This window comes from Streptomyces venezuelae (genome assembly GCF_008642315.1).
GTDB classification, from domain to species: domain Bacteria; phylum Actinomycetota; class Actinomycetes; order Streptomycetales; family Streptomycetaceae; genus Streptomyces; species Streptomyces venezuelae_D.
In genome coordinates, this window is record NZ_CP029192.1 from 8,409,407 (window position 1) to 8,427,557 (window position 18,151).

The 18,151-nt window shown below is 71.3% G+C and carries 21 protein-coding genes and 1 riboswitch; of the genes, 9 read left to right on the plus strand and 12 right to left on the minus strand.

The features are described from left to right. Positions 1-23: 23 nt before the first annotated feature. Positions 24-2,588, minus strand: coding sequence for an ABC transporter permease (locus tag DEJ48_RS37165; protein ID WP_150220508.1), 2,565 nt, complete (start codon positions 2,586-2,588; stop codon positions 24-26). 12 nt (positions 2,589-2,600) lie between these two features. Next, complete coding sequence (locus DEJ48_RS37170; protein WP_150220509.1) at positions 2,601-3,443, minus strand: ABC transporter ATP-binding protein; 843 nt, start codon at positions 3,441-3,443, stop codon at positions 2,601-2,603. 164 nt (positions 3,444-3,607) lie between these two features. On the opposite strand from DEJ48_RS37170, the gene DEJ48_RS37175 reads away from it, so the two are divergent. Both DEJ48_RS37175 and DEJ48_RS37180 read left to right on the plus strand, forming a co-directional pair. After that, entirely contained in the window at positions 3,608-3,856 is a 249-nt protein-coding gene (locus tag DEJ48_RS37175) for an antitoxin (RefSeq protein ID WP_150220510.1), read from the plus strand. A gap of 4 nt (positions 3,857-3,860) precedes the next feature. Further along, the gene (locus DEJ48_RS37180) at positions 3,861-4,232 is read left to right on the plus strand and encodes a fic family toxin-antitoxin system, toxin component (protein WP_069884487.1); all 372 of its coding nucleotides are present in this window, start codon (positions 3,861-3,863) and stop codon (positions 4,230-4,232) included. Between the two features lie 59 nt (positions 4,233-4,291). Here DEJ48_RS37180 and DEJ48_RS37185 read toward each other — a convergent pair whose 3' ends face one another. The 4 genes from DEJ48_RS37185 to bioB all read right to left on the minus strand — a co-directional run bounded on the left by DEJ48_RS37185 (position 4,292) and on the right by bioB (position 8,339). Then, positions 4,292-4,963 (minus strand): class I SAM-dependent methyltransferase, encoded by a 672-nt coding sequence (locus tag DEJ48_RS37185; protein ID WP_150220511.1) that lies wholly within the window; start codon positions 4,961-4,963, stop codon positions 4,292-4,294. A gap of 140 nt (positions 4,964-5,103) precedes the next feature. Next, on the minus strand, positions 5,104-5,838 hold the full coding sequence (gene bioD, locus DEJ48_RS37190; RefSeq protein ID WP_150220512.1) for a dethiobiotin synthase: 735 nt from the start codon (positions 5,836-5,838) through the stop codon (positions 5,104-5,106). 1 nt (position 5,839) lies between these two features. Then, positions 5,840-7,135 (minus strand): adenosylmethionine--8-amino-7-oxononanoate transaminase, encoded by a 1,296-nt coding sequence (locus tag DEJ48_RS37195; protein WP_150220513.1) that lies wholly within the window; start codon positions 7,133-7,135, stop codon positions 5,840-5,842. Beyond that, on the minus strand, positions 7,128-8,339 hold the full coding sequence (gene bioB / locus DEJ48_RS37200) for a biotin synthase BioB (RefSeq protein ID WP_150220514.1): 1,212 nt from the start codon (positions 8,337-8,339) through the stop codon (positions 7,128-7,130). The genes DEJ48_RS37195 and bioB overlap by 8 nt, the downstream gene beginning before the upstream one ends. 120 nt (positions 8,340-8,459) lie before the next feature. On the opposite strand from bioB, the gene DEJ48_RS37205 reads away from it, so the two are divergent. Then, positions 8,460-9,701 carry an 8-amino-7-oxononanoate synthase gene (locus tag DEJ48_RS37205; protein ID WP_150220515.1) on the plus strand — a complete coding sequence of 414 codons (1,242 nt, stop codon included), beginning with the start codon at positions 8,460-8,462 and terminating at the stop codon, positions 9,699-9,701. Between the two features lie 32 nt (positions 9,702-9,733). Here the strand turns inward: DEJ48_RS37205 and DEJ48_RS37210 are convergent, their stop codons facing one another. Both DEJ48_RS37210 and DEJ48_RS37215 read right to left on the minus strand, forming a co-directional pair. Further along, complete coding sequence (locus DEJ48_RS37210; RefSeq protein WP_150220516.1) at positions 9,734-9,958, minus strand: DUF397 domain-containing protein; 225 nt, start codon at positions 9,956-9,958, stop codon at positions 9,734-9,736. A gap of 9 nt (positions 9,959-9,967) precedes the next feature. After that, positions 9,968-10,831 carry a helix-turn-helix domain-containing protein gene (locus DEJ48_RS37215; protein ID WP_150220517.1) on the minus strand — a complete coding sequence of 288 codons (864 nt, stop codon included), beginning with the start codon at positions 10,829-10,831 and terminating at the stop codon, positions 9,968-9,970. A gap of 272 nt (positions 10,832-11,103) precedes the next feature. On the opposite strand from DEJ48_RS37215, the gene DEJ48_RS37220 reads away from it, so the two are divergent. Continuing rightward, the gene (locus DEJ48_RS37220) at positions 11,104-11,556 is read left to right on the plus strand and encodes an ATP-binding protein (protein WP_150220518.1); all 453 of its coding nucleotides are present in this window, start codon (positions 11,104-11,106) and stop codon (positions 11,554-11,556) included. A 45-nt stretch (positions 11,557-11,601) separates the two neighbouring features. Here DEJ48_RS37220 and DEJ48_RS37225 read toward each other — a convergent pair whose 3' ends face one another. From DEJ48_RS37225 to DEJ48_RS37240, 4 genes are all read right to left on the minus strand, one after another. Continuing rightward, positions 11,602-12,174 (minus strand): DUF6328 family protein, encoded by a 573-nt coding sequence (locus DEJ48_RS37225; RefSeq protein WP_223832341.1) that lies wholly within the window; start codon positions 12,172-12,174, stop codon positions 11,602-11,604. Positions 12,175-12,255: 81 nt separating this feature from the next. Then, positions 12,256-12,729, minus strand: coding sequence for a C40 family peptidase (locus tag DEJ48_RS37230; RefSeq protein WP_150220519.1), 474 nt, complete (start codon positions 12,727-12,729; stop codon positions 12,256-12,258). Positions 12,730-12,732: 3 nt separating this feature from the next. After that, positions 12,733-12,909: riboswitch (cyclic di-AMP (ydaO/yuaA leader) on the minus strand. 359 nt (positions 12,910-13,268) lie between these two features. After that, entirely contained in the window at positions 13,269-13,577 is a 309-nt protein-coding gene (locus tag DEJ48_RS37235; RefSeq protein WP_150220520.1) for a hypothetical protein, read from the minus strand. Positions 13,578-13,585: 8 nt separating this feature from the next. Then, positions 13,586-14,224, minus strand: a complete 639-nt coding sequence (locus DEJ48_RS37240; RefSeq protein WP_150220521.1) for an ATP-dependent Clp protease proteolytic subunit — start codon at positions 14,222-14,224, stop codon at positions 13,586-13,588. Between the two features lie 184 nt (positions 14,225-14,408). Between DEJ48_RS37240 and DEJ48_RS37245 the strand changes: the two genes are divergently transcribed. The 5 genes from DEJ48_RS37245 to DEJ48_RS37265 all read left to right on the plus strand — a co-directional run bounded on the left by DEJ48_RS37245 (position 14,409) and on the right by DEJ48_RS37265 (position 18,131). After that, positions 14,409-14,687, plus strand: coding sequence for a type II toxin-antitoxin system Phd/YefM family antitoxin (locus DEJ48_RS37245; protein ID WP_150220522.1), 279 nt, complete (start codon positions 14,409-14,411; stop codon positions 14,685-14,687). Positions 14,688-15,002: 315 nt separating this feature from the next. Then, complete coding sequence (locus DEJ48_RS37250) at positions 15,003-15,305, plus strand: urease subunit gamma (RefSeq protein WP_150175369.1); 303 nt, start codon at positions 15,003-15,005, stop codon at positions 15,303-15,305. Between the two features lie 49 nt (positions 15,306-15,354). Further along, positions 15,355-15,666, plus strand: a complete 312-nt coding sequence (locus DEJ48_RS37255) for an urease subunit beta (RefSeq protein WP_150221617.1) — start codon at positions 15,355-15,357, stop codon at positions 15,664-15,666. Further along, positions 15,659-17,380 carry an urease subunit alpha gene (locus DEJ48_RS37260; protein ID WP_150220523.1) on the plus strand — a complete coding sequence of 574 codons (1,722 nt, stop codon included), beginning with the start codon at positions 15,659-15,661 and terminating at the stop codon, positions 17,378-17,380. Before DEJ48_RS37255 ends, DEJ48_RS37260 begins: the two co-directional genes overlap by 8 nt. A gap of 76 nt (positions 17,381-17,456) precedes the next feature. Then, complete coding sequence (locus DEJ48_RS37265; RefSeq protein WP_150220524.1) at positions 17,457-18,131, plus strand: urease accessory protein UreF; 675 nt, start codon at positions 17,457-17,459, stop codon at positions 18,129-18,131. The last annotated feature ends 20 nt before the right edge of the window (positions 18,132-18,151 follow it).

An 18,151-nucleotide genomic window follows, 5' to 3' on the forward strand; every position in this document is an offset into this window, starting at 1 on the left:
CGTCCGGCGCGCGGGTGCCGCTCTCACTCGTGCGCGATGGCCGCCAGTACGTTCATGCGTGACGCGCGCAGCGCCGGCAGCAGCGCCGCCGCGAGGCCCACGACCACCGAACCGATCACCACCGCGATGATCGTCGTCCAGGGGAACGCCAGCTCCTTCATGCCCTGCAGCGCGAGCACCTGCTGCACGGCGACGCCCCAGACCATTCCGAGCGCAAGGCCGAGCAGCGCCCCGAACACCGCGATCACCACCGACTCCAGGCGGATCATCCGGCGCAGCTGACGACGGCCGAGGCCGATGGCGCGCAGCAGTCCGATCTCCCGGGTGCGTTCCACGACCGACAGGGCGAGGGTGTTGACGACGCCGAGGACCGCTATGACGATCGCGAGACCGAGCAGGGCGTACACGAGGTAGAGCATCACGGCGATCTGCTGCCGGATCAGCTCCTTGTAGTCGGCCTGGTCGCGCACCTGCACCTGCGGATACGGGTCGAGGGTCTTGTCCAGACGGGCGCGCAGGGTGTCCGCGTTCGTGCCCGGCGCCGCGTTGACGTACAGCGCGGAGTCCTGGCCGCCCGGCACGTACTTCTCGACCGTGCCGAACCCGAGGAAGAGCCCGCCCTCGACGCCGAAGCCCTCGGGCGAGTCCTGGTCGGTGAGCGCGCCGACGGTCAGCTTCGTCCCGCGCCCGCCCGGGAACGTCGCGGGCAGCGTGTCACCCACCCGCACCTCGTGCTTCTTCGCGAAGTCCACGTCCATGCCGATCCGGCCCGCGGCGAGCGCGTCCCGCGAACCGCCCTGCGCGTACGTCACTTTGGCGACGTCGTCGAGCCGCGGATCGTAGCCCGCGGCGGTCGACTCGACGTTCTTGCCGTCGGGCAGCGCCAGTTCGATGGGCGTGAAGCGCTGGCGTACGACGAGACCGGCGCCCTCCGTCTTCTCGACCTTCCCGGTGATCTCCGAGGAGAACGGCATGAAGTTGCTGTTCTGCACGACGAAGTCCGCGCCGAGCGTCCGGTCGATCTGCCGGTCGAACGACTTCGTCATGGACGCGCTGGCCACCGAGAGGCCGCCGACCAGTGCGAGCCCCACCATCAGCGCGGCCGCCGTGGCGCCCGTGCGGCGGGGATTGCGCAGCGCGTTGCGCTGGCTCATCCGGCCGACGGAGCCGAAGACCGCGGGGAACGCGCCACCGAGGACCCGGATCACCGGCCGCACCAGGAGTGGCCCCGCGACGACCGTGGCGATCAGGGTCAGGACGATGCCCAGGCCGAGCAGTGACGCCGCGGACGACGTCTTCTCCGCGGTGGCGCAGCCCACCAGTGCGGTGGCGCCGGCCGCCCCGACGAGCGCGCCGGCGGCCGCCCGCACCTTCAACGGCCGTCCCACACCGGCGATCTCGGCGTCCGCGAGCGCGGCCATCGGCGAGACGTGCGCGGCGCGCCGGGCGGGGAGGTACGCCGCGACGAATGTGACGCCGACCCCGACGACGTACGAGGCGACCGGCGTCCCCCATCCGATGACCATCTCCGTGGACTTCAGGTTCATCCCGAGCAGGCCCATGAGCTCGATCAGGCCGAGGGCGAGCCCGATGCCCGCGGCGAGCCCCAGCGTCGCACCGACGAGGCCGAGCAGCAGCGCCTCGACGAGCACGGAACGGCGCACCTGCCTGCGGTCGGCACCGAGCGCGCGCAGCAGCCCCAGTTCGCGGGTGCGCTGCGCGATGAGCATCGAGAAGGTGTTGACGATCAGGAAGATGCCGACGAGGACGGCGACACCGGCGAAGCCGAGCATCACGTACTTGATGACGTCGAGGAAGCCGCCGAGCTCGGACGCCGCGGACTCGGCCTGCTCGTCGGCGGTCTCCAGGTCGTAGCCGGAGCCCAGTTCGGCGCCGACGCGGCGCTTGAGCGCGGTGTCGCTCACCCCGTCGTCGGCGGTCACGGAGATGCTCGTCGCCGCCTTCGTCGAACCGAGCAGCTCGCGCTGGGCGCTCGCGGTGTCCAGGAAGACGAGCGCGGCGCCGGGGTTCGTGGTGGTGAAGGTGGCGATGCCGACGACCTCGACCTCGAACGAGCCGGGACGGGCGAGGACGGTGAGGGTGTCCCCGATCTTCACGTCCTTCTTGTCCGCCGTGTCCGCGTCGATCATCGCCTGGCCGTCGCCGCGCGGCGCGTGGCCCGAGGTGAGCTCCACGGGACTGCGGTCGGTGGGGTACCAGTTCGTGGCGACCGTCGGAGCGCCCGTCGTGGAGCCGACGGACTCGTTGTCGCGGTCGACGATGGTGACGTTGTCGACGGACACGTCGATGTGCGCGTCCGCGACCCCGGAGACCCCGGCCACCCGGTCCTTGAGGCTCGCGGGCAGCGTCGGCGTCTGCCCGGACGGCACCGCCTCGTCGAGGTCCTCCTTCGGCGCCACCGTCACATCGGCCGACGTGGAGGCGAACAGGCGGTCGAAGGTGCGGGTGACCGTGTCCGAGAAGATCAGGCTGCCCGCGACGAACGCGACCGAGAGGATCACGGCCAGCGCGGAGAGCGCCAGCCTGCCCTTGTGCGCGAGGAAGCTTCTGAGCGTGGTCTTCAGCACCGCAGCCCCCGCTCAGCTCTGCTGCTCGGACGGACGGTCCCCGGGCGCACCCGGCGTACCCGGCACGCCCGGCGCCGCCGTGTGCGACGCGTCGAACCGCTTCATGCGCTCCAGGACCGCGTCCGCCGTCGGCCGCTCCATCTCGTCGACCATGCGTCCGTCACCCAGGAAGAGGACGAGGTCGGAGTGGCCGGCCGCGCTCGGGTCGTGGGTCACCATGACCACGGTCTGGCCGAGCTGGTCCACCGCGTCGCGCAGGAAGCCGAAGACTTCGAGCCCGGCCCGCGAGTCCAGGTTGCCCGTCGGCTCGTCGGCGAAGATCAGCTCGGGCTTCGCGGCGAGCGCCCGCGCGCAGGCCACCCGCTGCTGCTGACCGCCGGACAGCTGCGCGGGCCGGTGCTTCAGCCGGTCCCGCAGGCCCAGCGTGTCGATGACGTGCTCCAGCCAGTCGCGGTCGGGCCGCTGCCCCGCGATGTCCATCGGGAGCGTCATGTTCTCCAGGGCGTTGAGGGTGGGAATGAGGTTGAAGGACTGGAACATGAAGCCGATGCGGTCGCGGCGCAGCCGGGTCAGCTCGCGCTCCTTGAGACCCGTGATCTCGGTGTCGCCGAGCCACACCTGGCCCGCGGACACGCTGTCCAGCCCGGCGAGGCAGTGCATCAGGGTCGACTTGCCCGATCCCGAGGGACCCATGACGGCCGTGAAGCGTCCGCGCGTGACGTCGACGTCGACCGAGTCGAGGGCGAGGACGGTCGTCTCGCCCGAGCCGTACGCCTTGGTGAGGCCGCGGGCGCGCGCGGCGATCCCGGCGGGTTCCGAACGGTCCGCGAACGGCACCGAAGCAGGTGTGGACAAGGCGGCCTCCTGGGTTGTGGCCGTACCAACTCCCGTAATTCCGCAGAGAGTAGTGGGGCTGCCCGGGTGTCCGGTATCCCTCCGAGGTCGGGCCCCGGGACGTATGTAAGGGACAAGGTCCTTGCGGTCTTGTCGTGCTAGCACATGGCCGCTAGCTTGACGGTATGGCGAAGACTCAGCTGAACGTACGGGTGGACGAGGACACCGCCAGGGCGGCGCGGGAGCGCGCCCTGGCCCGGGGCATGAGCGTGAACCGCTACATAGAAGAACTGGTCAAACAGGACGCCGGGGAAGTCGGACACACCTTCGTCGAGGCCGCCGCCGACTTCATGAAGCAGTACGAATCCGTCTTCGCCGAGGAGTTCGGCATGGAGCGCGAGGGCAGCCGCCCGCTGCGTGAAGGTCGTCGCTGAGCCGTTGAACCTCAGAATCGACCTTGCCTGGCTCCTGATGATCGCCGAGCACAAGACGCCCGGAGACCCCCAGGTCACCGACTGGGGCGCACTCGTCGCCGCCGTGAGCAGACACGAGGCCGAGATATTCGGCGTGCCCGTCTACGAAACCCCGCACGACCGCGCCGCGGCGCTCCTCCAGGTCCTCCTCCACATCCCGGCGCTCGAACGCTCCAACGCCCTCTTCGCCTCCTCCGTCGCCTACGCCTACCTCGTCTCCAGCGGCCTGAAGGTCGTCACATCGCCCGAGCAGGTGCGTGATCTCGCCCGGCTGGTGAAGGAGGACGGCGCGAGCGTGCACGCCATCGCGGACCAGCTGCGGCTGTGGAGCCTGTGAGGTGCGTGAGTGAGTCCGTGAGCCCGCGTTCGAGGGCCCGGCCGGGCATGGCGGGTGCGTCAGGAGTCGTCGGGTCGGAACGCCTTGCCCAGCACGCAGTACGACGTGGGCAGCCGCGGCCCCTTCGCCGGCACCAGGAGCCGCCGGTGCGCACCGATCGCGAACCCTGCCCCGCGCAGGGCCGTCAAGGTGTCCCGCGCGACATGACAGCCGCCGAACAGAGGCGGCCACACCGTGCGGTCCAAGGCGCGCTGCGTGATCGCCATCAGCTTGCCCGGCGCCCTGCCGTGCTCGAAGAACCGCAGCTCACCGCCGGGCCGCAGCACCCGCCGCAGCTCGCCGAGCGCCCGTGGCACGTCCCGCACGCTGCACAGCACCAGGGAGACGACGGCCGCGTCGAACGCCTCGCTCTTGACGGGCAGCGCCTCGGCGGCGCCAGGCACGACGTCCACCGGTACGTCCGCGCGCAGCGCCGCCGACACCGCTAGCCGCCGCAGCAGCCGCTCGGGTTCGATCGCCACCACTTCGGAGACCGCGCCCGGGTAGTGCGCGAAGTTGAGTCCATTGCCCGCCCCGACCTCGATGACCCGGCCGGAGAGACCGCCGAGCAGCTCACGGCGGTGGGCGCCGAGCACGGGCTCGGCGGCCACGCTCTGCCGGGCGTAGAAGCGGGCGAAGACCGGGTGGTGCACGGCGTCCCGGGAGACGGGCTTGGCTGAGCGCGGCGACATGGGTCCTCCCGGGTGGAGATCTCGGCGGATCGAGGGGATACCGCCATGGTGCCCCGGCGGCGGGCGGGCGACCCCGAACGGCGGACGCGTCTCACCGACCGCGCCCCCGGAGTCACCCGCCCGCCGCCCCGCTCACCGCGTCAGTGCGCCCGCGGCGCAGGCGCCTCCCGTTCGGTGAAGGTCAGCCCGTCCCACGTGCCGCCGAGCTCCGGGCCCAGCCAACTCGCGGCCGCCGCACGGAAGTCGGCGCCGTCGAGCGCCCCGGCACCTTCCGGAATGGCACCGAGCAGCGGCGTGCCCGCGTCCTTCGGCAGGTCCGCGAGATTGCAGCGGGACGCCAGGTCGGGGGCGGCCGGCCAGCTGCCGATCACCGGACCCAGCTGGCGCACGCCACGCGCCCGCAGCGCCTCCGCCGTCAGCTGCGTCGTGTTGAGCGAGCCGAGGCCCGCCGACACCACGACGAGGACCGGCGCCCCGAGGAGCCGGGCGGCGTCCGCGAGGGTGCCGCCCTCGTCGTCGAGACGGACGAGCAGCCCGCCCGCCCCCTCGACCAGGACCAGGTCGTACTCGGTCGCGAGCTTCGCCGCCGCGTCCGCCACCTCCTGAGGGTGGACCTGGGCACGTCCTGACCGCCGCGCGGCCACATCGGGCGCCAACGGCTCCGGATAGCGGGCGAGTTCACGCGTGGCGATGCCGTCGCCCGCGAGACGTACGACCTCCTGGGCGTCGCCGGGCTCACCGGGGGCGACCCCGGTCTGCGCCGGTTTGAGCACGGCGACGCTGCGGCCTGCCGCGCGGGCCACGGCGGCCACCGCGGCCGTCGTCACCGTCTTGCCGATCTCCGTGCCCGTGCCGGACACCACGATCACCGTCACGTCAGCCCTCCTTCGCCGCCGCGCACACCGCGCGCGCGATCCGTGCCACGTCGTCGTCGCCCGTGATGAACGGCGGCATCGTGTAGATGAGGTCGCGGAACGGCCGCACCCACACGCCTTCGCGCACCACCGCCCGTGTCGCCGCCGCCATGTCGACCGGGTGGTCGAGCTGGACGACGCCGATCGCCCCGAGGACACGGACCTCACGGACGGAGGGCAGGGCGGCCGCCTCGGCGAGCCCCTCCCGCAGACCCGACTCGATCCGCTTGACCTCGGTGTGCCAGTCCTGCCCGAGCAGCAGGTCGATCGAGGCGCCCGCCACCGCGGCGGCCAGCGGGTTGCCCATGAACGTCGGGCCGTGCGCCAGGACCGGCACCTCGCCCCGCGAGATCCCGTCGGCGACCCGGGAGGTGCACAGCGTCGCGGCCATCGACAGATATCCGCCGGTCAGCGCCTTGCCGATGCACATCACATCGGGTGTGACCCCCGCGTGGTCGGCGGCGAACAGCGCGCCCGTGCGGCCGAAGCCCGTCGCGATCTCGTCGAAGACCAGCAGGACGTCATGGGCGTCGCACGCCTCCCGCAGCGCGCGGAGGTAGCCGGGGGAGTGGAAGCGCATCCCGCCCGCGCCCTGCACCACCGGCTCGACGATCACTCCGGCGAGCTCGGCGGCGTGCCGCCCGATCAGCTCGTGGAGATGCTCGGCGTACGACTCCTCGTACGCGTCGAACCCGCTCGGCGGCGCGTCCGCGAACACCTGCTGCGGCAGGACGCCCTGCCACAGCTCGTGCATGCCCCCCTTCGGGTCGCACACGGCCATCGGCTGCCAGGTGTCGCCGTGATAGCCGCCCCGCCACGTCAGCATCCGCTGCTTCTCCGGGCGGCCGAGGGAGCGCCAGTGCTGCAGGCACATCTTGACGGCGACCTCGACCGCGACCGACCCCGAGTCGGAGAGGAAGACGTGCTCCAGGCCGTCGGGCGTCATGTCGACGAGACGTTTGGCGAGGGAGACGGCGGGCTCGTGGGTGAGCCCGCCGAACATCACGTGGCTCATGCGGTCGAGCTGGCCGCGCACCGCCTCGTTCAGGGCCGGGTGGTTGTAGCCGTGGATCGCCGACCACCAGGACGACATGCCGTCGATCAGCTCGTCGCCGCCCGCGAGACGCATCCGGACGCCGCTCGCCGACTCGACGACCAGGGGTTCCTGGCGGCCCGGCATCGGCGCGTAGGGGTGCCAGACGTGCTGCCGGTCGAGGGCGAGCAGGTGCTCCGCGGCCGGCCTGGACAGGTCAGGCATTGGGCGCCAGGTCCGTTCCCGCGCCCCGGCGGCGTACCGCCACCAGGTCTGTGCGCGCCTCGTTGGAATCCGCCACGGGCGCGTCCACCGCCTCGGCGGCGGTCACGCCCGAACCGCAGGGCCCGCACCCGCCGCCCTCGTGGCTGCCGCACCCACTGTCCCCGTGCGAGCCGCAGCCCTTCGCTGCCGCGGCCGCGTCGACGCGGTGCTGCGGCAGCGTCACCTGGTCCGTGCCCTCGACCTCGAAGCCGGCGTCCGCGATCATCGCCAGGTCGTCCTTGCCCGCCTGGCCCTCACTGGTCAGGTAGTCGCCGAGGAAGATCGAGTTGGCGATGTTCAGGGCGAGCGGCTGCAGGGAGCGCAGATGCACCTCGCGGCCACCGGCGATGCGCACCTCGATGTCCGGACAGACGAAGCGGGCCATCGCCAGGATGCGCAGGCAGCGCTGCGGCGTGAGGTTCCACTCCTTGGCCAGCGGCGTGCCCTCGAAGGGGATCAGGAAGTTCACCGGCACCGAGTCCGCGTCGAGTTCACGCAGCGAGAAGACGACGTCGACGAGGTCCTCGTCCTTCTCGCCCATGCCGGCGATCAGCCCCGAGCAGGCGGACAGGCCCGCCGCGTGCGCCTTCTGGACCGTGTCGACGCGGTCGGCGTACGTGTGCGTCTTGGTGATGTCCGCGTACGTGGCTTCCGAGGTGTTGAGGTTGTGGTTGTACGCGTCGGCGCCCGCACCCCGCAGGCGCTCCGCCTGCCCGTCCGAGAGGAGACCGAGGCAGGCGCACACCTCGACGCCCTCGTTCTGCTCCTTCACCGCGGCGATGGTCTGCGCCACCCGGTCCACGTCGCGGTCGGTCGGCCCGCGTCCGCTCGCGACCAGGCACACCCGCTTCGCGCCGCCCGCGACCCCCGCCGCCGCGGCCTGCGAGGCCTCGTCGGGCTTCAGCCAGGTGTACTTGAGGATCTCGGCCTTGGAGCCGAGACGCTGCGAACAGTACGAGCAGTCCTCCGGGCACAGGCCCGACTTGAGGTTGACCAGATAGTTGAGTTTGACCCGTCGCCCGAACCAGTGCCGCCGCACCTTCCCGGCTGCGGCCACTACGTCCAGGAGATCGTCGTCGGAGGTGGCCAGTACGGCCAGCGCCTCTTCACGGGTCGGCAGCTCGCGCCGAAGCCCCTTGTCCACCAGCGTGTTCAGCAGGTCCATGGCGCTGATCCTTACGCACGGCAGCCTCCCCGGCCAAGGAGGTTTCGCACAACAGAAACGGTTTGAGGTGTGGGTATTGCCACATCCTGGCCAGGGGTTCCGGCGGCTAAGGTCTGTGCAATGTCTACAAACAGGCACCCCCTGACGGGCGCGTCCGCCGCGCCGGGCACGGCGTCGAGCACCGCTTCGGTCACCACGTCGGGCGCGGCTTCGAGCACCTCCTCGGGCGCGGCGTTCGGCTGGCTCGGCGAGCAGGCGCGGCTGCGTGCGGACGCCGGACTCGTCCGCACGCTGCGCCCGCGCTCCGCGGACCCAGACGGCCTCCTCGACCTGGCGGGCAACGACTACCTCGGCCTGACCCGGCACCCCGAGGTCACCGAGGGCGCGGCCGCCGCGGCCCGCAGGTGGGGCGGCGGAGCGACGGGATCGCGCCTGGTCACCGGCTCCACGGAGCTGCACGCCGAACTGGAGCGGGAGCTCGCCGAGTTCTGCGGCTTCGAGGCGGCCCTCGTCTTCTCCTCGGGCTACGCGGCGAACCTCGCCGCCGTCACCGCGCTCGCCCCGCACGGCTCGCTGATCGTCTCCGACGCGGGCAACCACGCGTCCCTGATCGACGGGTGCCGGCTCGCACGGGGCGCCACCCAGGTGGTGCCGCACGCCGACCCCGAAGCGGTGCGCAAGACGCTGGACGCCCACGAAGGACCCGCCGTGCTGGTGTCCGACTCGGTGTTCTCGGTCGACGGCGACATGGCGCCGCTCGCCGAACAGGCGGCGGTGTGCCGGGAGTTCGGGGCAGGGCTGATCGTCGACGACGCCCACGGTCTCGGCGTGCTCGGCGACGGCGGTCGGGGAGCCCCGCACGCGGCGGGGCTCGCGGGAGCGGACGACGTGGTGGCCACCCTCACGCTCTCCAAGTCCCTGGGCAGCCAGGGCGGCGCCGTGCTCGGCCCCGCCGGTGTCATCGAGCACCTGGTGAACGCGGCCCGCACGTTCATCTTCGACACGGGTCTCGCGCCCGCCGCGGCCGGTGCCGCGCTCGCCGCCCTGCGCCTGCTGCGCCGCGAGCCCGAACGCGCCGCGCGCGCCCGCGAGGTCGCGGCCGCACTGCATCGGCAGCTCACGGCCGAGGGGCTCTCGGCGGTACGTCCTGACGCCGCCGTCGTCTCGGTGCGCGCGCCGTCGCCGGAGCGGGCCGTGCGGTGGGCAGCGGACTGCCGGGCCGCGGGCCTTGCCGTGGGGTGCTTCAGGCCGCCGTCGGTGCCGGACGGCATCTCGCGGCTGCGGCTGACCGCCCGCGCGGACCTCACCGACGCACAGATCGCCGGTGCCGTACGGGTGATCAGCCGCAGTGCGCACCGATAGCGTGCCGGGCCCCGTCAGGGGCCGGGAGGCGACTACCGGAGGCTGTTGAGGAACGACTCCCAGGGGCCGGGGGAGACGAGCAGGGCTGGCCCTGCGATGTTCTTCGAGTCACGCACGGCGCGCAGGCCGGTCAGCGGACCCGAGTCGAGCGTGGCGGTCTCGACGCAGTTGTTCATGCCATTGCTGAAACTGCTGCGCTGCCACCGCGCACCTTGAAGTGTCGTGCTGGAAGGTACGAACCGAGGCAGTGCGGTCATGGTGCCTCCTCACGCGCCGTCGCATAGCCCGGCGATGAATTCCGTTGAGTCCTCGGGTGAGAGCGCTTGTACTTGAAGGGACAAGTAGGCCTCCGAGTACGCCTGGAGGTCTTCTTTCCGTTCGAGGTAGAGGCTACTCGTCAAATGGTCGAGAACAACCACATCCAGATCAGCAATGTCCGGAAATGAAAAAATAACGAAAGAACCGATCAGGCCCACGTGCTCACCTGCGGCGAACGGCAGTACCTGCAGCTCGACATGGGGCAGAAGGGATGCTTGTCGTAGCCAATTCAACTGTTCTGCGAAGACCTCGGCCCCGCCCACCGGCCTCCGCAGCACCGCCTCGTCCATGATCACGTTCAGACGCAGCGGCGGATCCGCGCGCAGCACGTCCTGACGGGCGAGACGGACCTCGACCAGCGCGTCGACCTGCTTCTCGGGCACTCCGCCGAGCGCGGCCCGGGTCACCGCACGCGCGTACGCGGGCGTCTGCAGCAGGCCGGGCACCACCGCCGTCTCCAGGGTGCGCATCCAACTGGCCTGCGATTCCAGGCTGATGAAGTCCCGGTACGTCGCGGGCAGCAGATCGCGGTACGCCTTCCACCAGTGGTGGCGTCCCGCCCCCGGGTCGTCGACGCCGGTGAACGCTATGAGCAGCTCACTGAGCTGCGGGTCCTGTACCTGGTACACCTCCAGGAGCAGCCGCACGTCGGCCGCCTTCACACCGCTGCGTCCCGTCTCGATCCGGCTCACCTTGGACTGGTGCCAGCCGGCCCTGGCGGCGGCCTGGCTGCTCGTCAGTCCCGCCTGCACGCGCAGCGCGCGGAGCTCTGCACCGAGCTGACGACGGCGCACCGCGGGGCCGTACTGCATGCCCGTCTCCTTTCGGACGGAGCCGTCGGATTTCCCGGCGGCGGGGCGGGGCAGTAGGCGAGATTAGAGGAAGTACCGCTCTCCCGCCCAAATACGGTCTGCCGTAGCAGAGTTCACCGCTTCGAGCGACAGATATATGCACATCTCGGTGGATCGCCACCCGTGACCGGCCAAGGAGTGGCAGGCTGGCGCGAAGCACCAGTCCGGGACTGTCCTCGAGTCATCCGCCGCGGGTCGGAGACCGGTCCCGGTGGGAAAGGGACAGCGCCGTCATGGCAGACCACCAGGAAGCCTCCGTCACCCTGCCGAGCGATCCTGCCTCGGTCCCCGCCGCCCGGAAATACGTCTCGCGCGTGCTCGCGGAATGGGGCCTGCCCGGCGAAGCCGAGGTGGCCGAGACGATCAGACTGATCGTCTCCGAGCTCGCCACGAACGCCGTGCAGCACACCCTGGGACAGTCGCCCACCTTCACGGTCGACGTCGAACTGGAACGTGACGAGCAGCTGCGGATCGGCGTCACCGACAGCCATCCGCGCTATCCCAAGCGCCTCCCCGCGGCCGTCCAGCAGGACAACGGCCGCGGCATGGTGATCATTCGCTGGCTGACCGCCGAATGCGGCGGCAGGCTCTCGGTCAGCCCCACCGACGAGGGAGGCAAGACCGTGTGGATCGCGCTCCCCTGGCGCGCCCCCGTCCGCCGCACCCCCCGCGACGCCGCCCACTGACTCCGGGGCCGCGACGCCTTACGGCCTCGCGCGCCATCTGCACCGCTACCTGCACCGCTCCCTGCGCAGCGGGCGTGGGGCACCCCCTCGGGCCCCCGGCGTCCTGGCGTCGGTCTCCTCGGCGAGCGCCGCCTCGACCCGAGCGAGGGGGCGCCCCGCGAGCCGCGGCAGTACGCCCCACAGTCCGACGCACACCAGCAGCGTCCCCGCGCCCGCGAGCACGCCCTCCGTCCGGCCCGACGTCACATCGACGACGAGCAGCACCGAACCGGCGAGGGTCAGGACGAGAACGCCGAGCCCGATGGCGGCGAGCCGGGACGACACCCGCACGATGAGCGGCTTGGCCCGTTGCTGGAACAGCGAGCGGTGCAGCGCGGCGGGCGCCGTGAACAGCGCCGCCGCGAGCACCGCGAGCAGCAGCGTCGTGACGTAGGTGCCGCGCTGCATCCCGTCCAGCGACGGAAAGCGCGGGCTGAAGGCGAGGGTGAGCAGAAAGGCGAAGAGGATCTGGACGCCCGTCTGCGTCACCCGCAGCTCCTGGAGCAGCTCCGCGAAGTTGCGGTCGGCGCGCTCCAGCGGTGTCTCATTGCGGGCGGTACAGGCATAGTCGTCGGACATCCCCTACGGGTATCCCCGCCGGCGCACCCCACGCACCGGCACCTGACGGTCCGTGGAGTGCGCCGTACCGGCCGCGGTGGGTCAGCGGACCCTGCCGTACCAGACGCTCTTGGACCAGATCTTCTCCAGGCGCACCACGGTTCCCCGCTTCGGAGCGTGCCAGATACGGTTGTTACCCGCGTAGATCCCGACGTGGTAGACGTTCCGACCGGAGTGGAAGAACACCAGGTCGCCGCGGGTCCGGTTGGACCGGGAGATGTGCTTGGTCTTGTTGTACTGCGCGGCGGCGGTGCGCGGGAGCTTCTTGCCCGTCTTCTTGAACGAGTAGAGCGTGAGACCCGAGCAGTCGAACCGGTTGGGTCCCGCGGAGCCGTAGCCGTACGGGGAGCCCTTCTTGGACGCCGCGATCTTGAGCGCCTTCGTCCCGTGGGTGGCCGCCTCGGCCTCCGACGCGAGCCCGGGGGCCACGACGGTGCCGCCTACGACGGCGAGCGTGAGGACCGATGCGGCACCGGTCCTGGTGAGCAGCGACGGAACATGATTCAGCGCGGTCATGCGCAACCCTTCGTCAGCCGCCTGTGAAAGATGACCTGTCGGGTTCGGGCAGGCGAAGATGCCCGGCCGCGTGGTGCTCTGCGGCTTCACCCCAAGGGCGTCGTCCGGACTTCCCGGACGGGCCCGTCGTACCTGGGTCCTCCACTCCTGCCGTTGCACAGATGTCGACCGGTCATCCGGGTGGCGGCAGGACTCGGCGTCCGCCCGGACCGCCCCGCCGCTGTGGCGGGGGCTTGTCGTCGGAAGGGATCTTGACCCGAGATGGGTCGAAAAACCGAGCCGAAACGGCGTTTTGTGAGGCTCCTCACGACTGACCTGTTCAGGTGGACACTGCCGAAATCGGTCCCCGACGGCGTGGTCCGACGACCGCTCGACCAGCAGCGGAATGCACAATTCCGCCGGTGCTGTACTCGCGGAACGCAACTTTCACCGCTGCGAGTAACGACGTATTGGTACGCCGTCCGGGGTAGCCCGACTGGTCCGTTTCGAAGTGCCCCCGGACGTCGACGTGTCGCGGGACGCAGGCGGCCGACGGTGTCTCAGCCGCCCTGCGGGGGCGGCACGGTGACTCTTGTGGCCCGTCGCTCCCCGTCGAGGACGCGCAGGGCCTGCGCGAGCGTCGGCGCGTGCACCTCGCTCTCGCCCCGCTGGTGCATGAGGGCGAGCGCGTCGCGCAGGGCGCGGGCCCGGCCGACGAGGGCCTGGGCGGCGCGGAGTCCGCCGTAGGTGAGCTCGGCGCGGGCCGGATTGATGCGGCCGAGCAGGTCGACGACCTCGAGATAGCGGTCGACGAGCTCCCCCTCGGCACGGGTCAGTGCGGGCAGCGGCGGCAGTTCGGGCGGCAGCATCGGCGGGGTCACCTCGGGTCGCGGGCGGCGAGCGATGTCTTGCGGCTCGGGACGACGCGGTCCACGAGGCCGTACTCGACGGCGGCGGGGGCGTCGAGGATCTTGTCCCGCTCGATGTCCGCGGCGATCTGCTCCCCGCTCCGTCCCGTGTGACGCGCAAGCATCTCCTCCAACAGGCTGCGCGTGCGCAGAAGTTCGTCCGCCTGGATCGCGAGGTCCGTGGCCTGCCCCCTGATCGGTTCGGCGACGGCGGGCTGGTGGATGAGGACGCGCGCGCCGGGCAGCGCGGACCGCTTGCCGGGGGTGCCCGCGGCGAGCAGGACGGCGGCGGCGGAGGCCGCCTGGCCGAGACAGGTCGTCTCCACGTCGCAGCTGACGAACCGCATCGTGTCGTAGATCGCCGTCATCGCGCTGAACGAGCCGCCGGGGGAGTTGATGTACAGCGAGATGTCGCGGTCCGGTGCCTGGTACTCGAGGTGCATGAACTGCGCCATCACGTCGTTCGCCGAGGTGTCGTCGATGGGGGTGCCGAGGAAGACGATGCGTTCTTCGAGGAGCTTGGAGTACGGATCCATGGTCCGGGCCCCCGAACTGGTGCGTTCGGTGAACTCGGGCAGGACGTAACGGGCGGACAGTGGACGGTTCATGGCACGCCTCTCTTTCCGGTCGCCGGTCGCCGGTCGCCGATCGCCGGTCGTCGGGCGATCCGGTCCGGTCGCCGGTCTCTGTGAAAAATGTACAGGACGTACGCTTCGATGCCGCGCGATTCCCCGCGTCGGCGGCCACCCATCGATCCGGCCGGGGGTGTGAAACAGGCTCTAAGCTGGACGCATGGCCTACGAGATTCCGGTGACGCAAGCCCGCGCAGAGCTCGCCGAGCTGATCAACCGCGTCGTCTACGGAGGCGAGCGGGTCGTCGTCACGCGGCACGGCAAGCCCCTCGTGGCGCTCGTGTCCGCCGCCGATCTGGAGCGTCTCGAAGGGCTCGCGGCGGCCGTGGAGGAGCAGACGGTCACCACGGTCACGTCGGTCGGGTCCGTGACGCCCGCGCCGTCGGAGCAGCAGCGGTTCGGCATCGCGGCCGAGCATCGAGGCCCCCGGGCGACGTAGCGCCGGTCGCGCTCCGCGGACCCGGGCGACGTAACGGTTGCGCCTCTGCCTCGAGTTGCGCCCGGGGTCCCCAAAAGTTGCCCAGGGCATCGACAGGTATGGCCCAGGCCAGCGGACAGTCATGCGTTGGTCAACGACTGGTTAACCTCGTTGAAACTCCTCCCAACTACCCTCCCGTGCCACGCCACCAGCGGTTTTCCTGTCCGGGGTGCGCAAGATCGCGTGCGTTCGATGTGTGTTACACCTATATCCGTCGCGGTGGCCGCGGCAACCGGACCCCGCATGGTTCGGAGCGAGGACTGTGAGGTGGGAACCGTGCAACTGACCCCGCACGAGCAGGAGAGACTGCTCATTCATGTGGCCGCTGACGTGGCCGAGAAGCGAAGGGCGCGGGGACTGCTCCTGAACCATCCCGAGTCGATCGCCCTCATCACCTCCCACATCCTGGAGGGCGCCCGCGACGGCCGCACCGTCGCCGAGCTCATGTCGTCGGGGCGGCGGATCCTCACCCGGGACGACGTCATGGAGGGCATCGCCGAGATGATCCACGACGTCCAGGTCGAGGCCACCTTCCCGGACGGCACCAAGCTCGTCACCGTCCACGAGCCGATCGTCTGACGGGAGTTAGCGCCGCATGCATGCCGCTCCGCACGGCACGGGACAAGGGCTGGTCCCCGGAGAGATCCTCTTCGCCGATGAGCCCGTCCCCTACAACGAGGGCCGCGAGGTCACCCGCCTGACCGTCCTCAACGCAGCCGACCGGCCCGTCCAGGTCGGCTCCCACTATCACTTCGCCGAGGCCAACCCGGGTCTTGACTTCGACCGCGGCGCCGCGCACGGAAAGCGGCTCAACATCGCCGCCGGAACCGCCGTGCGCTTCGAGCCCGGAATCCCCGTCGACGTCGAACTCGTCCCGCTGGCCGGCAAGCGTGTCGTGCCCGGTCTGCGCGGCGAGACCGGAGGTGCCCTCGATGCCTGAGCTGTCCCGTGCCGCGTACGCCGATCTGTTCGGCCCCACGACGGGTGACCGCATCCGGCTCGCCGACACCGACCTCCTCATCGAGATCGAGGAGGACCGCTCGGGCGGACCCGGCCGTTCCGGCGACGAGTCCGTGTTCGGCGGCGGCAAGGTCATCCGCGAGTCGATGGGCCAGTCCCGCACCACCCGCGCGGAAGGCGCGCCCGACACCGTCATCACCGGCGCGGTGGTCATCGACCACTGGGGCATCGTCAAGGCCGACATAGGCATCCGCGACGGCCGCATCACCGGCATCGGCAAGTCCGGCAACCCGGACACCATGGACGGTGTCCACCCCGATCTCGTCATCGGCCCCGAGACCGAGGTCATCGCGGGCAACGGCAAGATCCTCACCGCGGGCGGCATCGACACCCACATCCACTTCATCTCGCCGACCATCGTCGACGAGGCGCTCGCCTCCGGTGTCACCACGCTCTTCGGCGGCGGTACGGGCCCCGCCGAGGGCAGCAAGGCGACGACCATCACGCCCGGCGCCTGGCACCTGGCCCGGATGTTCGCCGCGCTGGAGAACAGCCCGGTCAACATCGGGTTCCTCGGCAAGGGCAACACGGTCAACGCCGAGTCGATGCACGCCCAGCTGCGCGCCGGCGCCGTCAGCTTCAAGATCCACGAGGACTGGGGTGCGACGCCCGCCACCATCGACGCGTGTCTGAACGTCTGTGAGGAGACCGGTGCCCAGCTCGCCGTCCACACGGACACGCTGAACGAGGCCGGGTTCATCGACGCCACGTTCGACGCCGTCGCGGGCCGCACCCTGCACGCCTTCCACGTCGAGGGCGCGGGCGGCGGGCACGCCCCCGACATGATCACGGCGGTCTCGCTGCCGAACATGCTGCCGAGCTCCACCAACCCCACCCGGCCGCACACCGTCAACACCGTCGAGGAACACCTCGACATGCTGATGGTCTGCCACCACCTCAACCCGGCCGTCCCCGAGGACCTCGCCTTCGCCGAGTCCCGCATCCGCCCCAGCACGATCGGGGCGGAGGACATCCTCCACGACCTCGGCGCCATCTCGATCATGTCGTCGGACTCCCAGGCCATGGGACGCATCGGTGAAGTGATCATGCGTACGTGGCAGACCGCGCACGTGATGAAGCGACGCCGCGGCTTCCTGCCGGGGGACACCCGCGCCGACAACCGCCGCGCACGTCGCTATGTCGCCAAATACACGATCAACGCGGCCGTCGCCCAGGGCATCGACCACGAGCTCGGCTCGGTCGAGTCCGGCAAGCTCGCCGACCTCGTCCTGTGGGAGCCGGCGTTCTTCGGCGTCAAGCCGCAGCTCGTCCTCAAGGGCGGCCAGATCGCCTACGCGCAGATGGGCGACGCGAACGCCTCCATCCCGACCCCGCAGCCGGTCCTGCCCCGACGCATGTACGGCGCACACGGCAGGGCCCCGGCCCTGAACTCGGTCAACTTCGTGACGCAGTCGGCCCTGGACGACGGCCTGCCGGAACGCCTGGGCCTCGACAAGCCGTTCGCCGCGATCCGCTCCACGCGGGGGCGCAGCAAGGCCGACATGCGCGAGAACGACGCGCTGCCCCGTGTCGAGGTCGCGGCCGACAGCTTCGCCGTGACCATCGACGGAGAACTGGTCGAGCCGTCACCGGCCGCCGAACTGCCGCTCGCGCAGCGGTACTTCCTCTTCTGACGGCCCGCTGACGGCCCGAGGCCCGATCCCGACCCCGATCCCGATTCCGACCCCTGACGAGCCTGGCGACGATCACATGTCACGAGCAGCACTCCTCGTCCTGGCCGACGGCCGCTTCCCCGCCGGTGGGCACGCCCACTCGGGCGGGGCCGAAGCGGCCGTCAAGGCGGGCCGCGTCACCGGTGCGGCGAGCCTGGAGGCGTTCTGCCGGGGCCGGCTGCACACCTCCGGCCTCGTGGCGGCCGCCCTCGCGGCGGCCGCCGCCCTCGGCGTCGACCCGGTCGCCCTGGACGCGGCGGCGGACGCCCGCACACCGTCCCCTGCCCTGCGCACCGCCGCGCGGCGCCTCGGCCGGCAGATGATGCGGGCTGCCCGCGCGACCTGGCCGCACTCCGAGCTCGACGCGCTGGCGGGGCGGTTCCCCAAGGGGGCTCACCAGCCGGTGGTCCTCGGGCTCGCCGCCCGTGCCGCCGGACTCGGCCCCGAGGACGCCGCGTACTGCTCGGCGTACGAAGGGATCAGCGGTCCCGCGACCGCCACCGTCCGGCTCCTCAGCCTCGACCCCTTCGACGCCACGGCGGTCCTCGCCCGGCTCGCCCCGGACGTCGACGAAGTGGCGCACCGGGCCGCCGAGACCGCGAGACGCGTCGTCGACGAGGGCGTCGACGCGCTGCCCGCGGCGTCCGCGCCGCTTCTGGAGATCAACGCGGAGGCCCACGCGGCGTGGCCCGTGCGGCTCTTCGCCTCCTAGCGGACGGTGACCCGTACGGG

Coding starts and splice junctions, on each gene's coding strand:
- DEJ48_RS37175 (WP_150220510.1), top strand. CDS start 3,608: ATGGCGAAGACTCAGCTGAACGTACGGGTGGACGAGGACACCGCCAGG.
- DEJ48_RS37185 (WP_150220511.1), bottom strand. CDS start 4,963: ATGTCGCCGCGCTCAGCCAAGCCCGTCTCCCGGGACGCCGTGCACCAC.
- DEJ48_RS37195 (WP_150220513.1), bottom strand. CDS start 7,135: ATGCCTGACCTGTCCAGGCCGGCCGCGGAGCACCTGCTCGCCCTCGAC.
- bioB (WP_150220514.1), bottom strand. CDS start 8,339: ATGGACCTGCTGAACACGCTGGTGGACAAGGGGCTTCGGCGCGAGCTG.
- DEJ48_RS37205 (WP_150220515.1), top strand. CDS start 8,460: ATGTCTACAAACAGGCACCCCCTGACGGGCGCGTCCGCCGCGCCGGGC.
- DEJ48_RS37210 (WP_150220516.1), bottom strand. CDS start 9,958: ATGACCGCACTGCCTCGGTTCGTACCTTCCAGCACGACACTTCAAGGT.
- DEJ48_RS37215 (WP_150220517.1), bottom strand. CDS start 10,831: ATGCAGTACGGCCCCGCGGTGCGCCGTCGTCAGCTCGGTGCAGAGCTC.
- DEJ48_RS37220 (WP_150220518.1), top strand. CDS start 11,104: ATGGCAGACCACCAGGAAGCCTCCGTCACCCTGCCGAGCGATCCTGCC.
- DEJ48_RS37225 (WP_223832341.1), bottom strand. CDS start 12,174: ATGTCCGACGACTATGCCTGTACCGCCCGCAATGAGACACCGCTGGAG.
- DEJ48_RS37230 (WP_150220519.1), bottom strand. CDS start 12,729: ATGACCGCGCTGAATCATGTTCCGTCGCTGCTCACCAGGACCGGTGCC.
- DEJ48_RS37235 (WP_150220520.1), bottom strand. CDS start 13,577: ATGCTGCCGCCCGAACTGCCGCCGCTGCCCGCACTGACCCGTGCCGAG.
- DEJ48_RS37240 (WP_150220521.1), bottom strand. CDS start 14,224: ATGAACCGTCCACTGTCCGCCCGTTACGTCCTGCCCGAGTTCACCGAA.
- DEJ48_RS37245 (WP_150220522.1), top strand. CDS start 14,409: ATGGCCTACGAGATTCCGGTGACGCAAGCCCGCGCAGAGCTCGCCGAG.
- DEJ48_RS37260 (WP_150220523.1), top strand. CDS start 15,659: ATGCCTGAGCTGTCCCGTGCCGCGTACGCCGATCTGTTCGGCCCCACG.
- DEJ48_RS37265 (WP_150220524.1), top strand. CDS start 17,457: ATGTCACGAGCAGCACTCCTCGTCCTGGCCGACGGCCGCTTCCCCGCC.